The sequence below is a fragment of the Arthrobacter sp. B2060 genome, from assembly GCF_059090445.1.
This window is the reverse complement of record NZ_JBNHFR010000002.1, coordinates 243,568-266,727: the sequence shown is the minus strand read 5'-3', so window position 1 is coordinate 266,727 and position 23,160 is coordinate 243,568. Positions and strand designations below refer to the sequence as shown.

Genomic DNA, 23,160 nt, shown 5'->3' with positions numbered 1-23,160 from the left:
GCGGGTTCTCGTGGCACGGCCGCACCGCCAGGCTGGAGGGATGAAGACCCATGCGCTCCCGGCCGTTCTCTTGCTCGCCGCCATGGCCGCCGCCCCGTCGGCACCGCCGCCAGCAGTACCGACGGCGTCGTCATCAGCTGCGTCATCAGCTGCGCCATCAGCGCTGCAGGAAGAGCTGGGCGCGGCCTACGCTGCGCCTGCGGCGCCGTCGTGGAGCTGGCCGCTTGCCCCGAGACCGCCAGCCCTGCGGCCTTTCGACCCGCCGGACAAGCCGTGGATGAGCGGCCACCGCGGCGTGGACCTGAAGGCAGCGTCCGACGGCGCCCCGGTCACCTCGCCGGAGTCCGGCACCGTCAGCTTCGTCGGCGTGGTGGTGGACCGGCCGGTCATCACCATTGACCATGGCAATGGCCTGCGCAGCAGCTTCGAACCCGTGCGCAGCAGCCTGGCAAAAGGCGACGCCGTAGCCAAGGGAGACGTCCTGGGTGCAGTGGTCATGGGACACTGCGGAGCCACACCATGTGTTCACTGGGGCGTGCGCCGCGGTGACGAATACCTGAATCCGCTCGAATTTGTTCTGGATCTCAGGCCATCCGTCCTGCTGCCGCTGTACGGCGATTGAGCCTAGACGATGGCAGAGACGCCGGTGACTGCGCGTCCTGTGACCAGGGTGTTCACCTCGTGCGTGCCTTCGTAGGAGTAAATGGCCTCGGCATCGGCGAAGATCTTGGCCATCTCGAAGTCGGTCACGATCCCGTTTCCGCCCAGCAGGCTTCGGCCGATCGCCACGCTCTCGCGCATCCGCGCGGTGGTGAAGGCCTTGGCCAGCGCCGATTGTTCGTCCTTGGCGTCTCCGGCATCTTCCAGCTGGGAAAGGCGGACCATCATGCCCATTGAGCTCACGGCATTTCCCAGTATCTGTACTAGCTGGCTTTGGACCAGCTGGAAGGACGCGAGCGGGCGTCCGAACTGGTGGCGCTCAACGGCGTAGCGGCGGGCCACGTCGAACGCGGCCAACTGCTGGCCCACAGCCTGCCAGGCCACGGCGAGGCGCGTGACTTTGAGGACTTTGTTCGTGTCCCGGAAGCTATTGGCATGGGCCAGCTTGAAGAAGTCCGGAACGGCCACATCCTGGAGGGTGATGTCCGCGTTCTGGACCGTACGCAGTGAGATCTTGTTCTCAATCTTGGTGGCACTGAACCCGGGGAGGGTCGTGTCTACGAGGAACCCCTTCACCTGGTTGTCGGCGAGATCCCGTGCATAGATGACCACCCAATCCGAAAACGTGGCATTGCCAATCCAGCGCTTGGCGCCGTTGAGAATCCACTGGTCGCCCTCGCGCCTGGCCGTGGTGCGCGTGCCGCCGGCGACGTCAGAGCCGCCCAGCGGCTCCGTCAGGCCGAAGGCGCCGATCTTCCTAAGGGAGTAGATATCGGGCAGCCAGGCGTCCTGCTGCTCGCGCGATGCGAGTGCTTCGATGGACCCGGTGAACAGACCGTCGTGAACGCCCATGAAGGTGGCAATCGAGGTGTCGGCACGGGTGACTTCAGCATGGACAATGCCGGCGAAGAGGTTCGAATGGCCCTGGCGCCGCACCGGGCTGACGAGATCGATCTCAGCCAGCTTGGGAATCAGCTCCATCGGGAACTCGCCCCGGTTCCAGCAGTCCACGGCGATCGGCTTCACCTCGCGGGCGAGGAAGTGCCGGATCTCAGCCAGCCGGTCCTGTTCCTTGCTGCCGAGCAGCTCTTCGAAAGCGAAGAAGTCGCCGTCGGCGTAGGGAAGGTTGTTGATGTCGATTGCGGTTTTGGACATGGGATTCCTTCACGGTGATCGGCAGTGACCCGACAGGTTCAGGCCTTGCGCACAAGTATGTTACTGACGAGTAACATACTCCACTTGCCGCGCTAAATAAAGCCGTCGCCCTGACCGCCGTTTCGACGGTTCCCTGCAGGCTCGACGTCACGCACCATCGAGTGGTGCAGGAACCGTCTAAATGGCCACAAATTTCGTCCGAAAAACACAAGGAGCCGCGGCCGACGTCGAAACGTCGGCCGCGGCTCCTGTGCAGAACAGGTAGGGCTACTCGGACTTGAACCGAGGACCTTAGGATTATGAGTCCCGCGCTCTAACCAGCTGAGCTATAGCCCCTTGTACCTGGGAGGTGTCCCGCATGCCTGGCGCCGGGACACCGGGGCCATCTCTGCGGGGCAAAAACACTCTAGCAAACTGGCGAACGGCTTTTGGACCACCCCCGGTTGAGCGGCACTTTCCTAAACTGCCCTCTCCCCCAAAACGACCCCCTCCCCTAGACGACCTTGTCCTCGTAGTTCGCGCCGCGGTACAGATCCTCAAAGGTCTGCAGGGTTCCCTGGATGCTGTGCGGCTCCACCATGCAGCGGCTCGCCTCGCCCATGGCCTTCCGTTCCGCTTCCGGCAACCGCAGAATCCGGGTGATTTTCTGGGCGAGGTCGTTGCTGTCATTGGGTGTGAACAGGTAGCCATTCTCCCCGTCCCGCACCAGGTGCGGAAGCGCCATCGCGTCAGCCAGCAGCACCGGCGTCGACGCGGACATCGCCTCCAGCGTCACGAGAGACTGCAGCTCGGCCGTCCCCGGCATGCAGAAGATGTCTGCCCTGATGTACGCCTTGCGCAGATCCTCGTCGCTGGCGAGGCCCAGGAACTTCACGCGCTCCTGCAGCCCGAGCCGCTCCACGAGCGAATCCAGCTCCGGACGTACCTCCCCGCCGCCCACGATCTCCAGATGGACGTTCAGATCCGCCGGGGTGGCCGCCACCGCCTTGATCAGCACGTCCACGTGCTTCTCCTCAGCCAGGCGGCCGGCGAAGAGCACCGTAGGGTTGGCATGGGGCTCGATAACTTCGTCCGGCTGGACTTCATAGGCTGCAGAGTCAATGCCGTTGGACAGCGGCAGGACCTTCCGCAGGAAGGCGTGCTGGTGCATGGCCTTGGCAGCCAGCGGCGTGGGCGTCGTAACGACGTCGGCCTTGCCCATCACCTTGCCCATGTCCTTCCAGGAAATTTTCCCGATGATGTCCTTGAACCACTGCGGGAAGGGCAGGAACGGGTTGAGGTTTTCCGGCATGAAGTGGTTGGTGGCAACGATCCGGACACCACGCTTCAGTGCCTCGTACAGCACATGCTCGCCAATCATGTAGTGGCTTTGGATGTGCACCACGTCCGGCTGGACCTTGTCGAAGAGGAGGCTGATTTCCTTCTTGATCTCCCAGGGAAAGCAGATCCGGAAATACTCGTGCGTGAAGACGCCGTGTGAGCGAAGGCGGTGGACGGTGGCTTCCGCGCGGAACTCGGTGAAGCTCTTGCCTTTGTCCTGACGGCAGGCCAGGACGTGGACGTTGTGGCCGCGGCCGGTCATGCCCTTCGCCAGCCGGTAGCCGAACTGGGCGGCCCCGTTGACATGCGGCGGATAGGTGTCGGCGGCAATCAGGACGGTCAGTGGGCGCTGGGCATCGGGCATGGTCACGTGGAGAGCTCCTGGGGGTCACGGCGCGGTCAGCTGTAGCTGTCCACACCGGCTGGCACTGGCACATATAGCGCTGGCACGTTCGCGCCTGGCCCGCTTTGGAAAAGTCGGCTAGTGGGACGCCCTGCCCGCGGCTTTCCGAGCGTCTTTCTTCCGTTTGGTCACCTCGGGGTGGTGCCGGGAGAGGGCGATTACCCCCACGATAGCAAGCGTTGCGGCTGTACCCATGGCTATCGCCATCACGGCGTGGACGTCAGGCCGCAACTCACCGAGGATAGCGATGCCGATCGCAATGCCCACAATCGGGTCGATCACAGTCAGCCCTGCGATGACCAGATCCGGCGGCCCCGTGGAGTACGCACTCTGCACGAACCAGGATCCGAGCCCTCCGGCCGCCACAATGGCGACCACGGAATACCACGGGACATTCAGGAAGGCCAGGCCGTTGGGATCGAGCAGGTGCTTGCCGATGATGCGGGTCAGGACCGCCACGAAGCCGAACAGCACCCCGGCCCCAAGAATGTAGATGAAGGCACTCATGCGGTGCTTGAACATGGCCGCCAGCGTGCCGAAGAGACCCACCGCCAATCCAAGCAGCAGCACAATGGTGAGTTCGTCGTCGGAATTAACATGGTGGGTTTCCTGCGTGACAAAGACGGCGAGCAGGACGAACAGCGCAGAACCGGTGACGCAGGCTGAGATGGCCACCACCGTGGCCCGGTTGATGCTCAACCCCTGGTCCTTGGCATTGACCACGGTAGTGATCACCAGCGCGATGGCACCGATCGGCTGCACCACCGTCAGCGGGGCGGTCACGAGCGCAACAGCGTTCAGGCCCATACCCATGCACAGCAGCAGGAGCCCGAACACCCACCGGGGATTCCGCAGGAGGCGCAGGAATCCGTTGGAACTCAGGGCCAGCCCGCCTGTATCTGCCTTGACGGCGCTCCCCTGGCGCTGGGCGCCGAAGGCCAGGCAAAATGCGCCCAGGACGGCCAGGAAAACCGCAAGCCACACCATCAGCTGCCCCCGTCGTCGCCGGTGGCCAGCAGTTTGCCCTTGCGGCGGATGGCCCAGAAATAGTTGTAGGCCGCCACCCAATGGCCGATCAGCCCCAGCCCGAGCACGATCCACGCAGCAACGAAACAGGCACCGGCCAACGGAAAGTCCAGTTTCGAGAGCACCAGGAGCGGCGTGCCCAGCAGCAGCAGGCCGGTGCGTACCTTCCCGATCAGGCTGACCGGAAGACCCGGATGGCTGTGGAAGTAGAAGAGCGACATCGCAAGCAGCACGGCGTCCGGAATGACGAGCGCCGCAAGGTACCACCAGTGGACCACTCCCGCGATGACAAGCGTCACGGCAACGGCGAGCAGGGCGATCCTGTCGGCGATGGGGTCCATGACCCTGCCAAGCTTGGACGCCTGATTGAACCGGCGGGCAACGTAGCCGTCCACCCAGTCCGTACTTCCCATGATTGCCAGCACCAGCACGGCGTACCCATATTCTTTTTGCGCCAGCACCAGCCAGATGAAGATCGGCACGCCCATGAAGCGCAATACCGTGAGGAAATTGGGGACAGTGAAGATCAGGTCACGATCGACGTGCGGCTGGCCCGGGCGGGAACCAGCGCCGATGAACCTCATCCGGTCCCCCTCTCCTCCGCCGGGGGCGTCTTCCTGTCAGAGTTCAGGACAACGCTCAGCTCTTGAACAATTTCCGTAGTAAGGCAAGCAGCACCGCAGTGGACGCGGCGAACGCCAGAAGGGGCTTCCACCGGGCTTCCAGCAGTTCCGGCAGTGACCCCGTGCCGGCGTCCCCGGAGGATGAAGCGGACCGTGCCGCCAGCCTTTCACCGATCCGCTCCTTGCTGTCGTTGAGCTTGTCCTTGCCCTCGTCCAGCCGCTGCCTGGCCACGCCAAGCAGTGCCTGCGTCTGAGTCTTGACGTCGATTTCTTCGCCGAGGTCGTCACGCACGCTCGTGAGGTGTTCACGCCGCTGCTTCAGGCGGCGATGGACTTCGGGCTCCGACACAGGCGGGACCTCGACGGCTTCTGCCGCTTTCTTGGACTCTTTCTCAGCCTTGGCCCTGGCCTTGGCCGCTGCCTGGGCTTCCTTGGCGGCCTTGGCCTGCGGCGAGTTGGGGTCCAGCACCGCAGCGTCGAAGTCCGAACCTTCTTTGGCAATACCGAGGTCATGCTTCAGGCCCCGGATAGTGTCCTCCGGCATCAGTGGCATGGCTTGCTTGAACTTCCGGAGACCTATGAGCCCGCCGATCAGGGCGATCAGCAGGAAGACGGCGCAGACGAGCAGCGCCGCGAGCCATGCGGGCATGATGGTGGCGAGTCCCATGATGGCGGCGACGATCAGTCCGGTGACCAGGAAAGCCAGGAACACCGCGGCCACTCCGAAGAACGCTCCGGCCACGCCGAGCTGCTTGCCCTTGCGCTTGACCTCAAACTTGGCCAGGGCAATCTCGTCATTGAGCTGCCGCGGCGCCAGTTGGAAGATGAGCCTCAACGTTTTTGGCAGCGCAGTAAAGCGCAATCCCTGGTTGGCCCGCCCGCTGTGACGCCCGCTCATAGGTTCCGCCTAACTGGTTCCATAGTCGATTCTTCTTCGGTTGCGCAGGGCCTTATCCCGGCTCGGCGCGCCCACGCTGACAAAACTATCATTCAGGGTCGGCACCAACTTCTGGATATACGCCACGGCGTGCCCTCCAACGCTGTAAAAGTATGATCTTTGCCCCCTAGGATTGATCCCTGTGACCATCACCAACCCGGGCGATGCCCTGAGCCGACGCCAAAAATTCCTCTACATCCTCCTCCTTGGCGCCCTCACCGCCCTGGGCCCCTTCACCGTGGACCTCTACCTGCCGGCCTTCCCTGCATTGGAGACCAGCCTGAACGTGTCGGAGGCCGCGGTTCAGCTGACACTTACCGGCACTACTGTCGGCTTCGCCCTCGGGCAGCTGGTGGTTGGCCCGTTCAGCGACAAGTTCGGCCGGCGGGTGCCCCTCATCCTGGCCACCGCTGTGCATATCGGCGCCTCGGTGGGGGCCTCGCTGTCCACTGACATCGGCACCCTGGGCCTGTTCCGTGTCCTGATGGGCATCGGCGCCGCAGGCGGGGGCGTCGTGGCCATGGCCATGGTGCGTGATCTCTTCAGCGGCTATGCCATGGTGCGGATGTTCTCGCGCATGGCCCTCGTCAATGGACTGGCCCCCATTTTGGCGCCGGTGATTGGATCGCAACTGCTCCTGGTGATGGAGTGGCCGGGGATCTTCGTTTTCCTCGCCTGTTACGGGACCACCGTGATCGTCGCGGCCATGTTCCTCGTCCGGGAAACCTTGCCGCGCGGGCAGCGGGGGCAGTCCGGGATGACTGCCCGCCAGCGTTACAGGACGCTCTTCTCCGACCGGATCTTCGTTGGCCTTTTGCTGGTGGGCGGCATGAACTTCGGGGGCTTGTTCACTTACCTCTCGGCCTCCCCGTTCCTCTTCCAGGACATCTTCGGCTTCACGCCCCAGCAGTACGGCCTCCTTTTCGGCGTCAACTCACTGGGCATCGTGGCCGGCGTCCAGACGAGTTCGCGGCTGATCAAAAAGGTGCCGCCGCAGTGGATCCTGGCCTGTTCCACTGCCTGGATGTTCCTGATGGCACTGCTTATTGTCCTCTTCGACCAGCTGGGGTTCGGGCTCTGGGGCGTCCTGGTTCCCCTCTGGTTCTACATCCTCGGAACGGGCTTTACCTTCCCGTGCGTCCAGGTCCTGGCCCTGGCCAGCCACGGCGCCCAGGCCGGCACGGCCGCTTCACTGCTGGGAGCCTCCACGTTCCTGATGGCCGGCATCATCTCACCTGTGGTTGGCTGGGTCGGCGGGAGTTCCGCCACTCCGATGGGCGCCGTCCAGGCCTGCTGCATCTTCCTGGCGGCTGCTGCCCTCTGGCTCGTGGTCCGTCCCAAGACCGTGCCGTCCATCCACTAGTACGCTGGCCGCATGACGCGAAAACCGCACCGCAATGGCCGTGGGCTCTTCCTCGGCGCGATCCTTGGGGCCGTGGCCGGCTTCTTTGTCGGCCGGGCTGCCGGCAACGCAGCGGTGGGCATCATGCTGGGCGCCGTGGTGGGTTCGGCGCTGCTGTACCGGGTCAATCCGGGACCCTGGAACCGCGGTTGAAGACAGTAGACCGTGGTTGAAAACGCTGAAGCGCGGCCGCGAAAGCGGCATCTGTTCCGCACAGCCCGCTGAGAGTTAAAGTTGTTACGTGCCCCACTGGCAGGATCATCCTCCACTTCCGGCCACGTGGCAGCGGTGCGACACCGGCATACTGCCGTTGTGGTGGGACCGGCTGTGCACCCAGACCAGTGCGCAGTCGGCAGCTCTCTATGCCGCCGGACTCTTCACGGAGGACCGCCGGCGCCCGATAGCCCAGTGGTACAACCCGGCGTCCAACGCAGCCCTCCTGGTGGCCCCGGAGACCTCTCCGGAATGGCCTGTGCAGCGGTTCGGCATCTTCTACGCCCCGCCCGACGGCGGCTTCACCCGCGTGCACTCCTCACCCCATGAGTGGCATCCGCGCCAGCCGCGCACGTCTCCCACCGAAAGCGAGGCCTTCGCGGCGGCCGTCGCTGAGGCCGAGCGGTTCCTCCAGGTTGAGATGGACTTCGTCTGACGCGGACCGTCGCCCGGCAGAACGAACTGGGAAGTCGTTCCCGACACAAACACGACACAAAAAAGGTCCCGCAGCCGGCTGGAAGACGGCTGCGGGACCTGTGCGCTCCTCCTGCTGGACTTGAACCAGCAACCCTTCGATTAACAGTCGAATGCTCTGCCAATTGAGCTAAGGAGGAATGAAGCAGGTATGACATTAGCAAAGGTTTTGCCGGTATGGGAAATCGATGCGGCAGCAGCGGGAAATACCCCGGCTGGGTATAAAAAAGTCCCCGTTCCGGAGGCCGGAACGGGGACTGCGCGCTCCTCCTGCTGGACTTGAACCAGCAACCCTTCGATTAACAGTCGAATGCTCTGCCAATTGAGCTAAGGAGGAATGAAGCGGATATAAGCCTAGCAAACACACCGCCGGGAAACGAAATCGGGCGTTCCAACGGGCCTGCCTGCGGGACGCCGTCAGCCGTCCAACCCGTCAGCCCTCGGAACCGTCAGCTATCCGAACGCAGCGAGCGTCGTTCCATTTCCAGCATCATCAGTTCGCGGTTGAGCCGCTGGAACTCCTCCGGGTGGGCTGCCGCGTCCAGGCGCTGCAGCTGCCCCATCTTGTCTGCCTTCACGCGCGTGATCTGCAGTTCGAAAAGCCTGGCCAGGATATCCCGGCAGTACTTCTGTACGGCCTCCGCGGTGTGTGCCGGCAAGGGAACAACCGCGAGTTCCGAAACAAGCGGCTGCAGCGGTTCGGGCACCTCCTGGCGCAGCTTCTCGACCCACATCACGGGGTCAGCGGCATAGGCCAGCCCGGTGGCGCGGATCGCATCATGGATGGCCTGGTAGGCGGGGGTGGCGAACTGCACCGCGGCGAACCGTTCCCAGATGCCGCCGCCCAGCATCCCCGGCTCCTGCAATGCCACTTCCAGCGCTTGCCGCTCCATGGACGCCACAGGATCGCGGGGATCAGGGCGGTTATAGGACGGCATAACGCCCGACGCCGGCAGCGGGGCAACGCCGGGAGCCGAGTTCTGCGGGGGGCTCTGGGGGCCCCGTTTGGCAGCAGCGGCCACGGCGCGGCCCACCTCCTCAATGGGCATGCCCAGCCAGCCTGCGAGCTCGCGGGCGTAGCCGGGTCGGATGCCGGCGTCCTTGATCTGTGCCACCACGGGCGCCGACTCGCGCAGGGCTGCGATGCGGCCTTCCACGGTATCCAGGTTGTGTTTCCTCAGCGCCGCCCGGATCGCGAACTCGAACAGGGGACGCCGCGTGCTGATCAGCTCCCGGACAGCCGCGTCCCCCCTCGTCTGCCGCAGGTCGCAGGGGTCCGCGCCGGTGGGCTCCACGGCGACGTAGGTCTGGGCCACGAAGCGCTGGTCTTCCTCGAACGCCCGCAGCGCGGCCTTCTGGCCGGCAGCATCGCCGTCGAAGGTGAAGATGACTTCTCCCCCGGTGCCGTCGTCGGACAGCAGCCGGCGGGCGATCTTGATGTGGTCGGCGCCGAACGCGGTACCGCAGGTGGCTACCGCCGTCGGGATTCCCGCCAGGTGGCAGGCCATGACATCCGTGTAGCCCTCCACAACCACCAGCTGGCGGTCCTTGGCGATGTTCCGCTTGGCCAGGTCGATGCCGTACAGCACCTGGGACTTCTTGTAGAGCGTGGTTTCCGGGGTGTTGAGGTACTTCGGACCCTGGTCCTCCTCGTAGAGCTTGCGGGCCCCGAAGCCGATGGTGTCGCCGGCGATGTCGCGGATGGGCCAGATGAGACGGCCCCGGAAGCGGTCGTAGATGCCCCGGTTGCCTTCTGAAAACATCCCCGTGAGCTTCAGCTCAGCATCGGTAAACCCCCGGCCCCGCAGGTGCTTGAGGAGGGCGTCCCAGCCCTGCGGCGCGTACCCGACGCCGAAATGCTCGGCGGCGCCGCGGTCGAACCCCCGCAGCTGCAGGAACCGGCGGCCTTCGGCTGCGCCGGCGGTCAGCAACTGGGAGCGGAAGAACTCATCCGCCACCTTGTGGGCGTCCAGGAGCCGCTGGCGCTTGCCCACTTCCTCACGGTTGGGGCCCGTGCCGCCGTCCTCGTAGCGGAGTTCGTAACCGATCCGTCCTGCCAGCTTTTCCACGGCCTCATGGAATGACGTGTGATCCAGCTTCTGCACGAAGGAGATGACGTCGCCGTCTTCCCCGCAGCCAAAGCAGTGGTAGCGGCCCACCTGTGGGCGGACGGTGAACGACGGCGAGCGCTCGTCGTGAAAGGGGCACAGGCCTTTGAAGGAACCCAGGCCCGCGCCCTTGAGCGTGACGTAGCCGTCAACGACTTCCTTGATGTCCGTGCGCTGGCGGACTTCATCGATGTCTTCGCGTTTGATCAGGCCGGCCACGAAGCCATCCTAATGGCGCGCACCGACAGGAACGCGCGGCCTATGGCCCGCATCACCACAGGGACGGCAGGCTTCCCACGAGCCGTTCGTACATGGCCAGGGCCGAGCCGTCGGTCAGCGAAGCCACCTGGTCGATGACCACCCGCAGCCGGGCGCCGTCGTCGGCCGCATCCCGCCAGTCGGCCGCGAACATCGGTTCGAGGTGGCGGTCCCCCGAGGCGTTCAGCGACGTGACCAGGGCATGCAGGACTTCGCGCTGCCGCTCGTAGATGGGCTGCCGGTGGTCCGTGGTCATCACGAAGGTGGTGGCCAGGCCCTTCATCACTGCAATCTCCATGATGGTCTCATCCGGGACCATCAGCTCCGCGTTGTAGCGGGTCAGCTTTTCCGGCCCGTAAACAGCCCGGGTGGTCTCCAGCGCGCTCTGGCAGAACCTGCCGATCAGCTGGCTGGTCATGTTCTTCAGGGCGGCCATCGACTTGCGGCTGCCATCAGCCTCGCGGACCCACACGTCCGTCGCTTCGAGCCGGGCCAGGGCGGCGTCAATGGCCGCCGGGTCGTTGTGCGGCAGGTACCACTGCTTGGCGTAGCCCACCACCCGGGCACGGTGGTCAGGGTTGTCCATCCAGCGCAGCTGGAAATGGCCGGCCACGATGGCGTCCTCGACGTCGTGCACGGAATAGGAAATATCGTCCGCGAGGTCCATGACCTGGGCTTCGAGGCAGGACCGCCGCGCGGGCGCGCCCTGGCGGATCCAGTTGAAGATGGGCAGGTCGTCCTCGTAGGCGCCGAACTTGCTGGTCCGCTGCCCGTGGATCACCGGGGCGTCCAAGGCGGACCACGGGTACTTCGCCGCAGCGTCGAGGCTCGCCCGGGTCAGGTTCAGTCCGGCGGGACGGCCTTCAGGATCCAGGACCTTCGGCTCGAGCCGGGTCAGCAGCCGCAGCGTCTGCGCGTTGCCTTCGAAGCCGCCGATCGCGTGCGCCATCTCGTTCAGGGCGGACTCGCCGTTGTGGCCGAACGGCGGGTGCCCGAGATCGTGGCTGAGGCAGGCGGTGTCCACCACATCAGGGTCGCAGCCCAGGGCACGCCCGAGTTCGCGGCCCACCTGCGCCACCTCGAGGCTGTGCGTCAGCCGGGTACGGACAAAGTCGTCCGTATCCGGCGCCACCACCTGTGTCTTGGCGCCGAGCCGGCGGAGCGCCGAGGAGTGCAGGACCCGGGCACGGTCGCGCTCGAAGTCGGAGCGGTAGGTGCTTTTGGGGGGTTCCTCCACCCAGCGGGCGGAGTCGTGGGGTCCGTAGCCCGGCAGGCTGTGGGGCGTGGTGCGGGGCTCTGCGAGCCTGCTTTCACCCACCGGACACGTCCAGTTCCGCGGCGGAAATGTCCCGGGTCTGGTCCGCGTTCAGCTGCCGGCTGAGCAGCCAGTCCTTGGGCAGGGCTGGCTTCTTGGGCGAGCCTGCGCGGCCGCGGGGTCCTTCCGAATCGGTGCCCGGGTACGGCAGGTCCATGTCCAGCTGCTCCAGCAGTTCGCGGAGCACCTCAAGGGTGGGCACAGTGGCCAGTTTGGCGCGGAGTTCCCCGCCCACCACGTAGCCCTTGAAGTACCAGGCCATGTGCTTGCGGATTTCGCGCAGGGCCTTATATTCGTCGTTGCCGAAGGTCTCGACCATGAGCTCGGCATGGCGGTAGACGCCTTCGGCGACCTGGCGCAGGCCAGGCCGGTGCCGGTGGTCGCTTCCTTCGAAGGCGGCCTGCAGGTCGCCGAAAAGCCAGGGCCGTCCCTGGCAGCCGCGGCCCACCACGACGCCGTCCACGCCGGTTTCACGGACCATGCGCACGGCATCCTCCGCGGACCAGATGTCGCCGTTGCCAAGGACAGGGATGTCCGGGAGCGCCTCGCGGAGGCGGGCGATGGCTGACCAGTCTGCCTGGCCGGAGTAGAACTGCGCGGCCGTGCGGCCGTGGAGCGCGACGGCGGCGACGCCGGCATCCCGGGCGATCCGTCCGGCGTCGAGATACGTCAGGTGGTCATCATCGATGCCCTTGCGCATCTTGATGGTGAGCGGGATGCCGCCCTTCGAGGCCTCTTTCACCGCAGTCTGCACAATCGAGGTGAAGAGGTCGATCTTCCAAGGCAGGGCAGAGCCGCCGCCGCGCCGGGTGACCTTGGGCACCGGGCAGCCGAAGTTGAGATCGATGTGGTCGGCACGGTCTTCCTCCACCAGCATGCGGACAGCCTGGCCCACCGTGACCGGGTCCACGCCGTACAACTGGACGGACCGGACCTTTTCGTCCTCGTCGTGGGAGATGATCCGCAGCGACTCCGGGGTGCGTTCCACGAGGGCGCGGGAGGTGACCATCTCCGCCACGTACATGCCGCCGCCGTATTCACGGCAGAGCCTGCGGAAGGCGGTGTTGGTGATACCGGCCATGGGCGCCAGCACCACCGGGGTGTCCACGGTGATGGGGCCGAGCTTCAGCGGCGGAAGCTCCAGCTTGGGGGCAGGAGGCGTTGCTACAGCAGTCACCCGTCCATTGTCTCAAAGCCGGGCAAATCGGGCAGGAAGGGCCGAAGGCCGGGGGTTCAGCCGGGCGGCGTTCAGCCAGACGGCGCTCACTCGCGCTCGGCGGCGCGGCGGCCGCGCCGGGTGCCGGCTTGCGGGCCGGCGTTAGGACCGGCCGGTGATCGGCCTGCGGGCCGTTCCGTCGCCGTCGTCCGTTCCGCCGCCGTCGTCCGTTCCCCGGCGACGGCGGCTGCCGCCGCTAGCGCGCCGGTGTCCTCGACGTCGTCGGGCGTTATGGGGGTCTGGCGGCCGGCGCGGATCCCGGTGGCCTTCACCACGAGGACCGCGATCAGCGTAGTGACGGGGATCGCCAGCACCAGACCGATGGAGCCGACCAGGGTGCGGATGACTTCCTCGGACAGTTCGGCGCTGGTGAGCGCCTCCCCCAGCGGACGGTCGTAGAGCATCACGATGATGAGGATCGGCAGCGCGGCGCCGGCGTACGCGAAGGCAATCGTGTACACGGTCGAGGCGATGTGGTCCCGGCCGATCCTCATGGCGGATGTGAACAGCTTGCGGGCGCTCGTGGCGGGCGCCAGTTCGTACAGTTCCCACACCGCCGAGGACTGCGTGATGGTGACGTCGTTGAGAACGCCCAGCCCCGAGATGATGAGGCCGCACAGGATGATGCCCGAGATGGAGATGTTGCCCGAAATGTTTGCGAGCGTGGCAGCGTCGTGGCTTCCCACTCCGGCGAGGTTGGCGGAATCAGTGGCCCAGGCCGCCAGCAGTGCGGTGATGCCCAGGCCGAAGATTGTGCCGAGCAGCGCTGTTGAGGTCCGGGCCGAGAAGCCGTGGGCGAAGTACAGCACCCCGATCATGATCACCGTGGAACCCACCAAAGCCAGCAGCAGCGGCGGCTTTCCCTCCACAAGGCCGGGCAGCATGAAGCTCACCAGGACGAAATAGGCGCCGACAAGGCCGATCAGGGCGCGCAGCCCCCGCCAGCGCGCCACTGCCACCACGACGAAGGCGTACAGGACCGCCAACAGAATGATGGGCATGGTCCGGACGAAGTCCACGAAGATGTATGCCGGACCATTGGCGGCGGGGGCGTTCGGGCCCGCCTCCGCAGCACCCTGCGCGTTGGTGAGGTTGAGGTAGCGGATATTGTCCCCCACGTCCACGCCATGGGATTTGGCGATGTCCGGGTTGATCACCACTTTGACGGGGTTGCCGCCCTTGTCCGGCTCGGTGAAGGCGAAGGTGCACTGTGATCCGCCGTCGGACTGCCCGCCCGGCTGGGTTCCGGGGGTCCCCTGCTGCGGCGCCTGGCTGGCCGCCGCCGTGCAGCTCTCGGTGACCACCCGCTGGATCTTCCCCGTGTCGAATGTCACGCCGGGTGCGGCGTTGTAAGGGTTCGCCAGTGTGAGGCCTTCTCTGCTGCCCGAGGGCCAGAGCGCCGCCATGGCGGCCAGCGTCAGGAGGGTCAGCGGAATCAGCACGGCAGCCAGGATCCGGTTGGCCTTCCGCCGGGCAGCCATCGCTTGGGGCGTTGGCTCCGAATGACCCGTATGACCGTGGGAGTGACCGGCGCCCATCAGCAGCAAAACCTCATGCTTGAACTCTACGGCGGTCACCTTAATGTTGATAAATGAACGACAGGAAGTCGGAGGAACCGGAGTGAGCTACCGCAGGTCTGCCAAACGCGAGGCGTCAGGAGCCGCGCAGGAAGCCATGCTGACCGTCCTGGCCCCGGCAGGCGTGACGCGCGGTGTAGCCCTGGTCCTCCACGGCGGACGGTCACACTCGTTCGAACCCGTCCAGGCCCGCCATCTCAGCCCCGCCCGGATGGTGCCCTTTGCGCGGCACCTGCACCGGGCAGGCAAAGAGTACGGCCTGGAAGTCTGGATCCTGCGGAACCGGGTCCGCGGCTGGAACGGCGAGGAAATGTCCCCGCTGAAGGACGCCCGGTGGGCCCTGGCCAAGATCCGCGAACAGCATCCCGGCGTGCCGGTATACCTGCTGGGGCACTCTATGGGTGGCCTCACCGCCATCTGCGCGGCCGACGATCCGCAGGTGGACGCCGTGGTGGCACTTGCCCCGTGGCTCGATAATGCAACACCGGCCACCCCTCTCGCGGGGCGGAAGGTCCTGATCGTGCACGGCAACCAGGACCGCTGGACAAGCCCGACGGCGTCCCTGCGGTTTGCGCGGCGGGCGGCGCCTGCCGCCGAGGTGCTGCAGTACGTGTCGCTCAGGGGTACCGGCCACTTCATGTTCCGGCGGGTGGGCCTGTGGCACACCCTGGCCACCGGGTTCCTGCTGAAGGCCTTCGGCGAACGGGTTGGAATCCCCGATGGCCGCACTGTCCGGCCTGCGGTTGCCTTTGACCGGCTGGTTCCGCCGGCCGCCGGGACGATGCCGGCCGTGCTGTGACCCCCTTCCCCCTGGACCGCTTCCTGGCCTGCCTGCCGTGGACGGCGCTCGCCGTCCTCGTCGTGCTCGCCGTGACCTTTGCAATAGCGGTGGCCCAGCGCAGGCATTCGGTGATGGACGTGGCGTGGGGTCCGGGCTTCGTTGCCGTGGCGGCCGTCTCCTTTTGGCTGTCGTCCGGTGCCGGCGACGATGCGCGGCGCCTGTTGCTGCAGGCACTGGCCGGAATCTGGGGTCTGCGGCTCGCCGACTCCTGGCCGGGGGTGCTCACGGTCCTCCCCCCTGCGCTGATGATCTGGACGCTGGCGGGCAAGACCGGCAAGCCGCTGACGGAGAAGGCCATGTCCGGACGCCCGGGCTACCGTGAATATGTGGGGTCCACGAGCGGGTTCATCCCTTGGCCGCCGCGGAACGCGCGGAACGCGCCGCACGCGCTGGATCAGCGGAACCCGCGGGATCAGCGGAACGGGGACTAGCCGTGGCGCGAGGCTCAGTGGTGCGGGGTTCAGTGGCGCGGACGCGCCAATCGAACGACCGCCTCTACCGGCTGTTCGTCCGGACGGGACTGTTCCTGCGGTGCCTCTTCCGGATCCGTGTCATCGTCACAGGCGTCGAAAACCTGCCCGCGCCAGATCCGCGGCAGGGCGAGTCGCGGCAAGTGCGGCCCGGACGCGGGGCTGTCCTGGCGGTCACGCATTTCGGCTACCTGGACTTTGCCATCGCCGAACTCGTGGTCTGGAAGCATGCCCGCGCCCAGCTCCGGTTCCTCATCCACCAGGGCGCGGCCGAGCACCCGGTGGCGGGACCTGCCATCAGGGGCACCGGACACGTGGTGGTGGGGTACGGTTCCGGCCGGGCAGCCTATGATGCGGCCGTGGCGAAACTCCGTGCCGGGGAATACCTTGCCGTGTTCCCGGAGGCGGGTGTCAGCCGCAGCTTCAAGGTCCGCGAATGCAAAACCGGCGCAGTGCGGATGGCAGCCGAGGCCGGGGTGCCGGTGATTCCCGTGTCGATCTGGGGTGCACACCGCTTCCTGACGCGCGGCCACGGCTTCTCGCCGCGGCTGGCGTGGGGGGCACCTGTGCGCGTCCACATCGGCCCGCAGGTCAGGCCGCCGCCCCAGGCCAATGTGGATGCGGAAACGGCAGCCCTCCGGCAGGCGCTGCAATCCGGAATCGATGCGTGCATGGCCAGCTTCCCGCTCGTTCCCAAACCGGGAAGCTGGTGGATGCCGGCAGACCAGGGCGGCGGCGCCATGTCAGAGGCGGAACGCCAGAGGCTGGACGCCGAGGACCTGGCGAGGGGCCGCCGCCGGGGACCGGACCTGTCCGGTCCCCGGTACGGGAGCTAACCCAGCTGACGGGGACTGTCCGCCAGCTAGTCCGAGACGACGAACGTCTCGGCCCCCTGGCGGCGTGCCTTGCCTTCTTCCAGAAGGGGCTCGACGACGGCGCGCAGCGCCGTCATGGAGTCGTCCAGTTCCATGAGGACCGGGTGCTGGTACGCGATCAGGGCCAGGAGGTCACGGACGGCGGCCTGTGCCTCGTCGGCGGCGAGTTCCGGCTCATGGCCGAGGAACACATCGGACGGCTGGCTGTTCTGTCCCTGCTCCGCGCCGGGCTGTGCATAGCTGATGGCGAATGCCTGCAGCTTGCCCTTCTTCGACGCGGGCACGCCCTGGCCGAAAGCACTGGCCTTTGGCGCGCGCAGCACGATCGCCCCGTGGGCGCCGCTGAGCTCGTCCAGGAACAGCCGCTGGACTGTGGGAATGCCCAGTTCGCCCGGGCTATCCCAGTCGTGGACTGACGTGTAGTAGCGGCCCACCACATCGGACAGCTCAACGGAACCCGTGGCCAGGTCCTCGATGCGTTCCGAGGCCGCTTCCTCGGAGCCGTCGCCGAACACCGGAAGCTTCAGGGCACCGGGTTCCACCACCACCAGCTGGGAGCGCTGGATCGGTGTGAGGCCTGCAGCCTCGGCGAACGCCGCGCCGGGGGTGCCCGGCTCCACCTTGCAGCGCAGCCGGGTGATTCCCGACGGCGACCCTTCGGCTTCGCGGCGCAGCATCATGAGCAACGTGGAGCCTATGCCGGAGCGGCGGTGGTCCCGGGCCACCTCCACATACACCCACAGGCGTTCCGGATGCAGCGTCGCCTCGTGGACCACGCCGGCTGCCACCGGGATCCCGACGCCGTCAACGACGTCCTCGGCCACGATGCAGCGCCGCCAGGGTGTGTTGCTGGATGGCGCCAGAGTCCCGCGGAACTGTCCGGCCTGGACGGTTTCCGGATCTCCCCAGATTTGCAGGAGCGTGAGGTCATCGCCCTCGCGCCATTCGCGATATTCGATCGCCACGGTCAGGCGCCGATCAGCCGTGCGGCCAGGTAGCCCTCCACCTTGTCCAGGGAGACGCGCTCCTGGCTCATGGTGTCGCGCTCACGGATCGTGACAGCCTGGTCATCAAGCGTGTCGAAGTCCACGGTGATGCAGAACGGCGTGCCGATCTCGTCCTGGCGGCGGTAACGGCGGCCGATCGCGCCCGCGTCGTCGAAGTCGATGTTCCAGTTCTTGCGGAGCTGCGCGCCGAGGTCCTTGGCCTTCGGCGAGAGGTCCTCGTTACGGCTCAGCGGCAGCACGGCCGCCTTGACCGGCGCAAGGCGCGGATCGAGTTTGAGCACGGTGCGCACGTCCACGCCGCCCTTGGCGTTCGGCGCCTCGTCCTCGGTGTAGGCATCGATGAGGAAGGCCATGAACGAGCGGGTCAGGCCGGCGGCGGGCTCGATCACGTACGGCGTATAGCGCTCGTTGGTGGCCTGGTTGAAGTAGCTCAGGTCGGTGCCGGAGGCCTTGGCATGCGTGGAAAGGTCGAAGTCGGTGCGGTTGGCGATGCCTTCGAGCTCACCCCATTCGGAGCCCTGGAAACCGAAGCGGTACTCGATGTCCGTGGTGCCCTTGGAGTAGTGGCTGAGCTTGTCCAGCGGGTGCTCGAAGAAGCGCAGGTTCTCTTCGCGGATGCCCAGGTCCGTGTACCAGGACATGCGTTCCTTCATCCAGTACTGGTGCCATTCCTCGTCCGTCCCCGGCTCAACGAAGAATTCCATTTCCATCTGCTCGAACTCACGGGTGCGGAAGATGAAGTTGCCCGGCGTGATCTCGTTGCGGAAGGACTTGCCGATCTGGCCGATGCCGAACGGCGGCTTCTTCCGGGACGTGGTCAGCACGTTATTGAAGTTCACGAAGATGCCCTGGGCGGTTTCGGGGCGCAGGTAGTGCAGGCCCTCATCGCTGGCAACTGGGCCAAGGAAGGTCTTCAGCAGTCCGGAGAACTCCTGCGGCTCGGTCCACTCACCGCGGGTGCCGCAGTTGGCGCAGGCGATGTCCTTGAGGCCGTTTTCGGCCGGGCGGCCCTTCTTCTCCTCGTATTCTTCCTCGAGGTGGTCCGCACGGTAACGCTTGTGGCAGGAGAGGCACTCAACCAGGGGGTCGGAGAAGACCTCGACGTGGCCGGAGGCTTCCCAGACCTGGCGGGGCAGGATCACCGAGGAGTCCAGGCCCACAACGTCCTCGCGGCCACGCACTACGGACTGCCACCACTGGCGTTTGATGTTCTCCTTCAGCTCCGCACCCAGGGGTCCGTAATCCCAGGCGGAACGCGAACCACCGTAGATCTCGCCGGCCTGGAAAACGAAACCCCTCCGCTTGGAAAGGGAAATGACCTGGTCGAGGACGGATTTTGGTGCCATGGGAACTCCAATTTCTACAGGGCCGCTGGGTGCGGTCCGCGGTTTGTGGCCCCGAAACCCCGGCTGGTTGCCGGGCGGGGGTATGCGAAGGGGAAAACAGCGCAGGAAGCTGCGTGTCCTAGCCTACCGGGCACTACCTGCGGAACGCTCCCCGCGGCCACGGAAGGGTGGCGATTACGATGGCCGCAAGGGTAAGAACAGTGCCGAGGACCGTGGGTACCTCCACGACGCTGCCCGGCGCTGGCACCAGCAGGTCAAGCCCGAGCGAGCCAAGGAGCTGTCCCGCAATCATCCCCAGCCCGGTCACCAGCACACCCAGGCTGCGGACCAGCAGGGCTCCGAGACCGATGAACACGCAGCCCATGGGGCCGCCGAGGTAGTACCACCACTCGCCCGGCAGCGGATTGCCCGTACCGGCCACAGCCACCTTGACGAGCCAGGCCACCCACAGCACGCACGTGCCGGCGACGAAGTTCACCAGGGTTGCGGCGATCGGGGTGCCGTAGTGCATGGTGGCGGTACCGTTCATCGCCTGCTGGAAACTCATCAGGAAGCCGGCCAGGACAGGCAGCATGACCGGCAGGATGAGCTGGGCGGGGTCGCCTCCTGCGGTGGCCGCTCCGCCGTCGGACGCTCCGGAACCTCCACCGAAACGCGGCGACACCGCCCACGCGACGGCTGCGATGGTGAGGATGCAGCCGATGACGCGGATGCCGGTCACCGCTTTCTTGCCGCCCGGGCCTATGCCCAGCCGGTCCACCAGCAGCCCGCTGACCGTCTGTCCGGTGACTGTGGACACGGTGAACAGCGCAACCCCCAGCAGGCCGACGGTGAACGACTGGGCAAACACGAAGAAGGCGCCAATGCCGCCGGCCAGGACGTAGTAGGGCGGGAACCGCCGTTCGCGTACGGCGGGAAGGATCCGGGCCAGGCCGGCCCTGCCGCGCGGCAGGACGAGCGAGACGAGAATCATCAGCACCAGGCCGGTGCTGAAACTGACCACGGCGGCGGCAATTCCGTCTCCGAGGCGGGCGCCGAGCGCGCCGTTGATCCGCCCCTGGGCGGGGATGGCGAGGCCGGCGGCCACGGCCAACGGAAGACCTGCGGCAAGGGGCAGCCGCGGTGCGTGGGTCATTGCGTTTACCTAACGTCAGGCATCATTGCTTGTATGAGCAACCAGGAAATCGAAGACATCCCCATCCGCGACGACATGATCCGCCTCGGTCAGCTCCTGAAGCTCGCGAATCTGGTGGAGGACGGCGTCGAGGCCACCGAACTGATCAAGAACGGCCTGGTCAAGGTGAACGGAGAAATCGACGACAGGCGCGGGCGGCAGCTCCATCACGGGGACACGGTCACGCTCAACAACCGCACCGTCCGGATCAGCGCGCCCGGCGCCTGACCGCCGGGGACGTCGGAAACAGTTACCGCGAACGGCTACTTGTTCAGCACTTCGTGCGTCAGGAACTCTGACACATGGCCGATCTCCTGGGCATTGATCCCGTGCCACATTCCGGTGTACAGGACCTTCGTCAGCTTCACGTGGCTGCGGACCCAGCCCATCGTGTATTCGATCTTGTCCTCCGTGATCACCGGATCCTGCTGGTCACGGCCCCAGAAGAACGGCACCGTACCGTCGAGTTCGGCGTCGCGGAACTCGCCGTCGGACCCGGCATCGACGACAAAACCGGAAAGTCCGACGACGGCGGCAAAGTCAGCGGGACGCTTCCGCAGCAGCGTGGTGGCCATGGCCATGCCCATGGAAAACCCGAGGAGCGTGATGGACGGGTGGTTGGCTTTCACCGCGTCGAGCCAGTCGAGGACGTATCCTGCCGCGGACTTCACCGCCTCCAAGGAGTAATCGACGGCGCCGGTCAGCGGGAACCATGAAAAGCCGGATCCCATGGCGAGGGGCGCACGTACGGAGGCTACTGCAAAGTCGTCCGGGAGCATGTCCGCCAGGCTGAGCAGATCCTGCTCGTTGGCGCCGTAGCCGTGCAGCAGGACGAGCAGGGGCTTGCCGGCCCGATCTTCCTCAGGCTTGGACCACAGGACAACGGGAGCGGGAAATGAGTCGGCTAAAGTCATGGCTCCATTCTTACAGTTACCCGCTGGCAACTGCCTACGCTGGCGCGGCCGGCCCGGGAAAGGCAGGATGTGAACGTGGACTCGGAGGCCGTTGTACGCACCCGGTTGGCAAGCCAGCAGCTGCGCGACCCCGTGGCAGCCTCGGCGGAGGATGCCCTGAAGAACCTGCTGGCCGTCCAGGCCCAGGAGTTTCCCTATGCCCGCTGGTCGCTTGCCCAGCGAACCGCCGGCGCAACCGCGAACGACATCGAGCAGGCAGTCGCTGACGGACAGATCCTCCGGACGCACATCCTGCGGCCCACCTGGCATTTTGTACACCGCGATGACCTGCCGTGGCTTCGGGCGCTCTCCGCCCCGCGCCTGCACCAGGCCAATGCCGCCACCTACCGCCAGACAGGGATTGATGCCGCGGCAGCAGCCCGGAGCGCGGACGTGCTCGCTGCCGCAGTGGCGGGCGGCCGGCACCTGACACGTGAGCAGCTCGCGGTTGAGTTGGACCATGCTGGATTCGCCGCCCGCGGCCTGGCCCTCGCGTACCTGATCATGCACGCGGAGATCAACGGTGTGGTCGTCAGCGGAGCACCGGTCCGCAGCGCCTCGGGCGCGCTCCGGCAGACATACGCCGCGTTCGACGAACGGGTCGGATTGGCCGCGGCCAAGGTGCTGTCCAGGGACGAGTCCCTCGCTGCCTTGGCGCTGCGCTACTTCCGGAGCCGCGGCCCTGCCACCGTCAAGGACTGCGCAGACTGGTCCGGGATGACCATGGCTGACGTCCGACTCGGATTGGCACTGGCCTTGGAAGACAACCCTTCCGCCCTCGAGAGTGTGGAGATCGACGGCGTCGCGTTCCACTTCAATGCGGAGCTCGCCCGGCCCTTCAGCCACGCCTTCCCCGCCCAAGATGATGATGGCTCCATGGGGCGCATTGATCTGATCCAGTGCTACGACGAATACGTCATGGGGTACTCCGCCTCGCGCGGCTACCTGGGCGGCAAGGGACCTGCCTTTCCGTATAACGGCGATCCGATGCATGTAATCCTTCTGGACGGCCGCATGGCCGGTGCATGGAGGCATCGCATACTCCGGCCCGGATCACCCAGTCAGAGATGCGAACTTGATGTCCGGATATGGCCGGACAAGGCCCCGAGTGCGGGGCTGGACAACGCCGTGGAAAGATACGGAGCGTTCCTCCGGATGCCGACAACGCGCTGACCGTCCACCCAGGGCTTCGGGGACTAAGCTGGATTGACACCCATGAGAGGCCCGGCACCGCTATGAACAATCTGTTTTTCTGGATCATTATTCTGTCGCTCCTGATTCCCATTGGATTGCGCATGTACCGGAGGTCGGTCCAACGGCGGGAGCAGGACGGGAACTTCCACGGGCAGAATCCGGGCGGGTTTCCCGGCCAAGGCAGGCCAAAGAACACACCCCGGGACGGCTACACCCAGCAGGACTATATGAGCGGCGGCTTTGGCCTTCCGCCGACCCGTGACCGGGAACAGCTTCCGCCCTTGGACCAGCCGTACTCGAACACGCCGTACCCCCAGTTCCCGCAGGCTGGCCAGGTCCCGGCGCCCGGCCAGTACCCTCAGCCCGGAACCCCGTACGGGCAGCCCGGCAGCGTTCCCTATGAGGACAGCCCTGATTACCGCGCGAACCCGCCACAGCCCCAGCAGGCACGCCCGCAGCCAGAAACCGGCCCGGCGACTCCCCCGCCGCCATCCGCACCGCAGGGCTACCGCGCGCGCAAACTGGCAGAACTCGATCAGCAATACAGCAACGGGGAAATCTCCATGGAGGAGTACATGTCCCGTCGCAACGACATCATGAACGGCTAGACGGG

23 protein-coding genes and 3 tRNA genes are annotated in these 23,160 nt (G+C 66.0%); 10 read left to right on the top strand and 16 right to left on the bottom strand.

Annotated elements, in window-relative coordinates:
• Positions 1-40 precede the first annotated feature (40 nt).
• Positions 41-622, top strand: a complete 582-nt coding sequence (locus tag AC5RUM_RS05985) for a M23 family metallopeptidase (protein WP_494034083.1) — start codon at positions 41-43, stop codon at positions 620-622.
• A 2-nt stretch (positions 623-624) separates the two neighbouring features.
• Here the strand turns inward: AC5RUM_RS05985 and AC5RUM_RS05980 are convergent, their stop codons facing one another.
• From AC5RUM_RS05980 to AC5RUM_RS05955, 6 genes are all read right to left on the bottom strand, one after another.
• On the bottom strand, positions 625-1,815 hold the full coding sequence (locus tag AC5RUM_RS05980; RefSeq protein WP_494034082.1) for an acyl-CoA dehydrogenase family protein: 1,191 nt from the start codon (positions 1,813-1,815) through the stop codon (positions 625-627).
• A 262-nt stretch (positions 1,816-2,077) separates the two neighbouring features.
• Positions 2,078-2,151: transfer RNA gene (locus AC5RUM_RS05975), tRNA-Ile, on the bottom strand.
• Between the two features lie 157 nt (positions 2,152-2,308).
• Positions 2,309-3,505, bottom strand: coding sequence for a glycosyltransferase (locus tag AC5RUM_RS05970; RefSeq protein WP_494034081.1), 1,197 nt, complete (start codon positions 3,503-3,505; stop codon positions 2,309-2,311).
• Positions 3,506-3,616: 111 nt separating this feature from the next.
• Positions 3,617-4,525 carry a DMT family transporter gene (locus tag AC5RUM_RS05965; RefSeq protein ID WP_494034080.1) on the bottom strand — a complete coding sequence of 303 codons (909 nt, stop codon included), beginning with the start codon at positions 4,523-4,525 and terminating at the stop codon, positions 3,617-3,619.
• Entirely contained in the window at positions 4,525-5,148 is a 624-nt protein-coding gene (locus AC5RUM_RS05960; protein WP_494034079.1) for a CDP-alcohol phosphatidyltransferase family protein, read from the bottom strand. The genes AC5RUM_RS05965 and AC5RUM_RS05960 overlap by 1 nt, the downstream gene beginning before the upstream one ends.
• 55 nt (positions 5,149-5,203) lie before the next feature.
• Entirely contained in the window at positions 5,204-6,085 is an 882-nt protein-coding gene (locus AC5RUM_RS05955) for a phage holin family protein (protein WP_494034078.1), read from the bottom strand.
• Positions 6,086-6,266: 181 nt separating this feature from the next.
• Between AC5RUM_RS05955 and AC5RUM_RS05950 the strand changes: the two genes are divergently transcribed.
• The 3 genes from AC5RUM_RS05950 (at position 6,267) to AC5RUM_RS05940 (ending at position 8,175) form a co-directional block, all read left to right on the top strand.
• Complete coding sequence (locus AC5RUM_RS05950) at positions 6,267-7,487, top strand: multidrug effflux MFS transporter (protein WP_494034077.1); 1,221 nt, start codon at positions 6,267-6,269, stop codon at positions 7,485-7,487.
• A 12-nt stretch (positions 7,488-7,499) separates the two neighbouring features.
• Positions 7,500-7,679 (top strand): hypothetical protein, encoded by a 180-nt coding sequence (locus AC5RUM_RS05945; protein WP_494034076.1) that lies wholly within the window; start codon positions 7,500-7,502, stop codon positions 7,677-7,679.
• An 88-nt stretch (positions 7,680-7,767) separates the two neighbouring features.
• Positions 7,768-8,175, top strand: a complete 408-nt coding sequence (locus tag AC5RUM_RS05940) for a hypothetical protein (protein WP_400577915.1) — start codon at positions 7,768-7,770, stop codon at positions 8,173-8,175.
• Between the two features lie 105 nt (positions 8,176-8,280).
• On the opposite strand, the gene AC5RUM_RS05935 is transcribed toward AC5RUM_RS05940, so the two are convergent.
• From AC5RUM_RS05935 to AC5RUM_RS05910, 6 genes are all read right to left on the bottom strand, one after another.
• Positions 8,281-8,353 (bottom strand) — tRNA-Asn (locus AC5RUM_RS05935).
• Positions 8,354-8,477: 124 nt separating this feature from the next.
• A tRNA-Asn gene (locus AC5RUM_RS05930) sits at positions 8,478-8,550 on the bottom strand.
• 112 nt (positions 8,551-8,662) lie between these two features.
• Complete coding sequence (gene dnaG / locus AC5RUM_RS05925; protein WP_494034075.1) at positions 8,663-10,540, bottom strand: DNA primase; 1,878 nt, start codon at positions 10,538-10,540, stop codon at positions 8,663-8,665.
• Positions 10,541-10,592: 52 nt separating this feature from the next.
• Positions 10,593-11,897 (bottom strand): deoxyguanosinetriphosphate triphosphohydrolase, encoded by a 1,305-nt coding sequence (locus AC5RUM_RS05920; RefSeq protein WP_494034074.1) that lies wholly within the window; start codon positions 11,895-11,897, stop codon positions 10,593-10,595.
• Positions 11,890-13,071 (bottom strand): tRNA dihydrouridine synthase DusB, encoded by a 1,182-nt coding sequence (gene dusB, locus AC5RUM_RS05915; RefSeq protein WP_494034073.1) that lies wholly within the window; start codon positions 13,069-13,071, stop codon positions 11,890-11,892. The genes AC5RUM_RS05920 and dusB overlap by 8 nt, the downstream gene beginning before the upstream one ends.
• 86 nt (positions 13,072-13,157) lie before the next feature.
• Positions 13,158-14,648, bottom strand: coding sequence for a YibE/F family protein (locus AC5RUM_RS05910; protein ID WP_494034216.1), 1,491 nt, complete (start codon positions 14,646-14,648; stop codon positions 13,158-13,160).
• A 136-nt stretch (positions 14,649-14,784) separates the two neighbouring features.
• Here AC5RUM_RS05910 and AC5RUM_RS05905 point away from each other — a divergent pair, with 136 nt between their 5' ends.
• The 3 genes from AC5RUM_RS05905 to AC5RUM_RS05895 are packed head-to-tail and all read left to right on the top strand — an operon-like array spanning position 14,785 to position 16,834.
• Positions 14,785-15,486, top strand: a complete 702-nt coding sequence (locus AC5RUM_RS05905) for an alpha/beta hydrolase (RefSeq protein ID WP_494034215.1) — start codon at positions 14,785-14,787, stop codon at positions 15,484-15,486.
• Positions 15,483-15,959 carry a DUF1295 domain-containing protein gene (locus AC5RUM_RS05900; protein WP_494034072.1) on the top strand — a complete coding sequence of 159 codons (477 nt, stop codon included), beginning with the start codon at positions 15,483-15,485 and terminating at the stop codon, positions 15,957-15,959. The genes AC5RUM_RS05905 and AC5RUM_RS05900 overlap by 4 nt, the downstream gene beginning before the upstream one ends.
• Before the next feature lie 2 nt (positions 15,960-15,961).
• Positions 15,962-16,834 (top strand): lysophospholipid acyltransferase family protein, encoded by an 873-nt coding sequence (locus tag AC5RUM_RS05895; RefSeq protein ID WP_494034071.1) that lies wholly within the window; start codon positions 15,962-15,964, stop codon positions 16,832-16,834.
• A gap of 26 nt (positions 16,835-16,860) precedes the next feature.
• Here AC5RUM_RS05895 and AC5RUM_RS05890 read toward each other — a convergent pair whose 3' ends face one another.
• The 3 genes from AC5RUM_RS05890 to AC5RUM_RS05880 form a co-directional block, all read right to left on the bottom strand.
• Positions 16,861-17,838: a GNAT family N-acetyltransferase gene (locus AC5RUM_RS05890; RefSeq protein WP_494034070.1), complete on the bottom strand. Its 978-nt coding sequence runs from the start codon at positions 17,836-17,838 to the stop codon at positions 16,861-16,863.
• Positions 17,839-17,840: 2 nt separating this feature from the next.
• Positions 17,841-19,226, bottom strand: coding sequence for a glycine--tRNA ligase (locus AC5RUM_RS05885; RefSeq protein WP_494034069.1), 1,386 nt, complete (start codon positions 19,224-19,226; stop codon positions 17,841-17,843).
• Positions 19,227-19,359: 133 nt separating this feature from the next.
• Positions 19,360-20,361, bottom strand: a complete 1,002-nt coding sequence (locus tag AC5RUM_RS05880; RefSeq protein ID WP_494034068.1) for a DMT family transporter — start codon at positions 20,359-20,361, stop codon at positions 19,360-19,362.
• A gap of 33 nt (positions 20,362-20,394) precedes the next feature.
• On the opposite strand from AC5RUM_RS05880, the gene AC5RUM_RS05875 reads away from it, so the two are divergent.
• The gene (locus AC5RUM_RS05875) at positions 20,395-20,628 is read left to right on the top strand and encodes an RNA-binding S4 domain-containing protein (protein WP_205654439.1); all 234 of its coding nucleotides are present in this window, start codon (positions 20,395-20,397) and stop codon (positions 20,626-20,628) included.
• Between the two features lie 35 nt (positions 20,629-20,663).
• Here the strand turns inward: AC5RUM_RS05875 and AC5RUM_RS05870 are convergent, their stop codons facing one another.
• Entirely contained in the window at positions 20,664-21,314 is a 651-nt protein-coding gene (locus AC5RUM_RS05870; protein WP_494034067.1) for an alpha/beta hydrolase, read from the bottom strand.
• 75 nt (positions 21,315-21,389) lie between these two features.
• Here AC5RUM_RS05870 and AC5RUM_RS05865 point away from each other — a divergent pair, with 75 nt between their 5' ends.
• Both AC5RUM_RS05865 and AC5RUM_RS05860 read left to right on the top strand, forming a co-directional pair.
• A complete protein-coding gene (locus tag AC5RUM_RS05865; RefSeq protein WP_494034066.1) occupies positions 21,390-22,526 on the top strand; it encodes a winged helix DNA-binding domain-containing protein in 1,137 nt (378 codons plus the stop codon).
• 62 nt (positions 22,527-22,588) lie between these two features.
• Positions 22,589-23,155 carry a hypothetical protein gene (locus AC5RUM_RS05860; protein WP_494034065.1) on the top strand — a complete coding sequence of 189 codons (567 nt, stop codon included), beginning with the start codon at positions 22,589-22,591 and terminating at the stop codon, positions 23,153-23,155.
• The last annotated feature ends 5 nt before the right edge of the window (positions 23,156-23,160 follow it).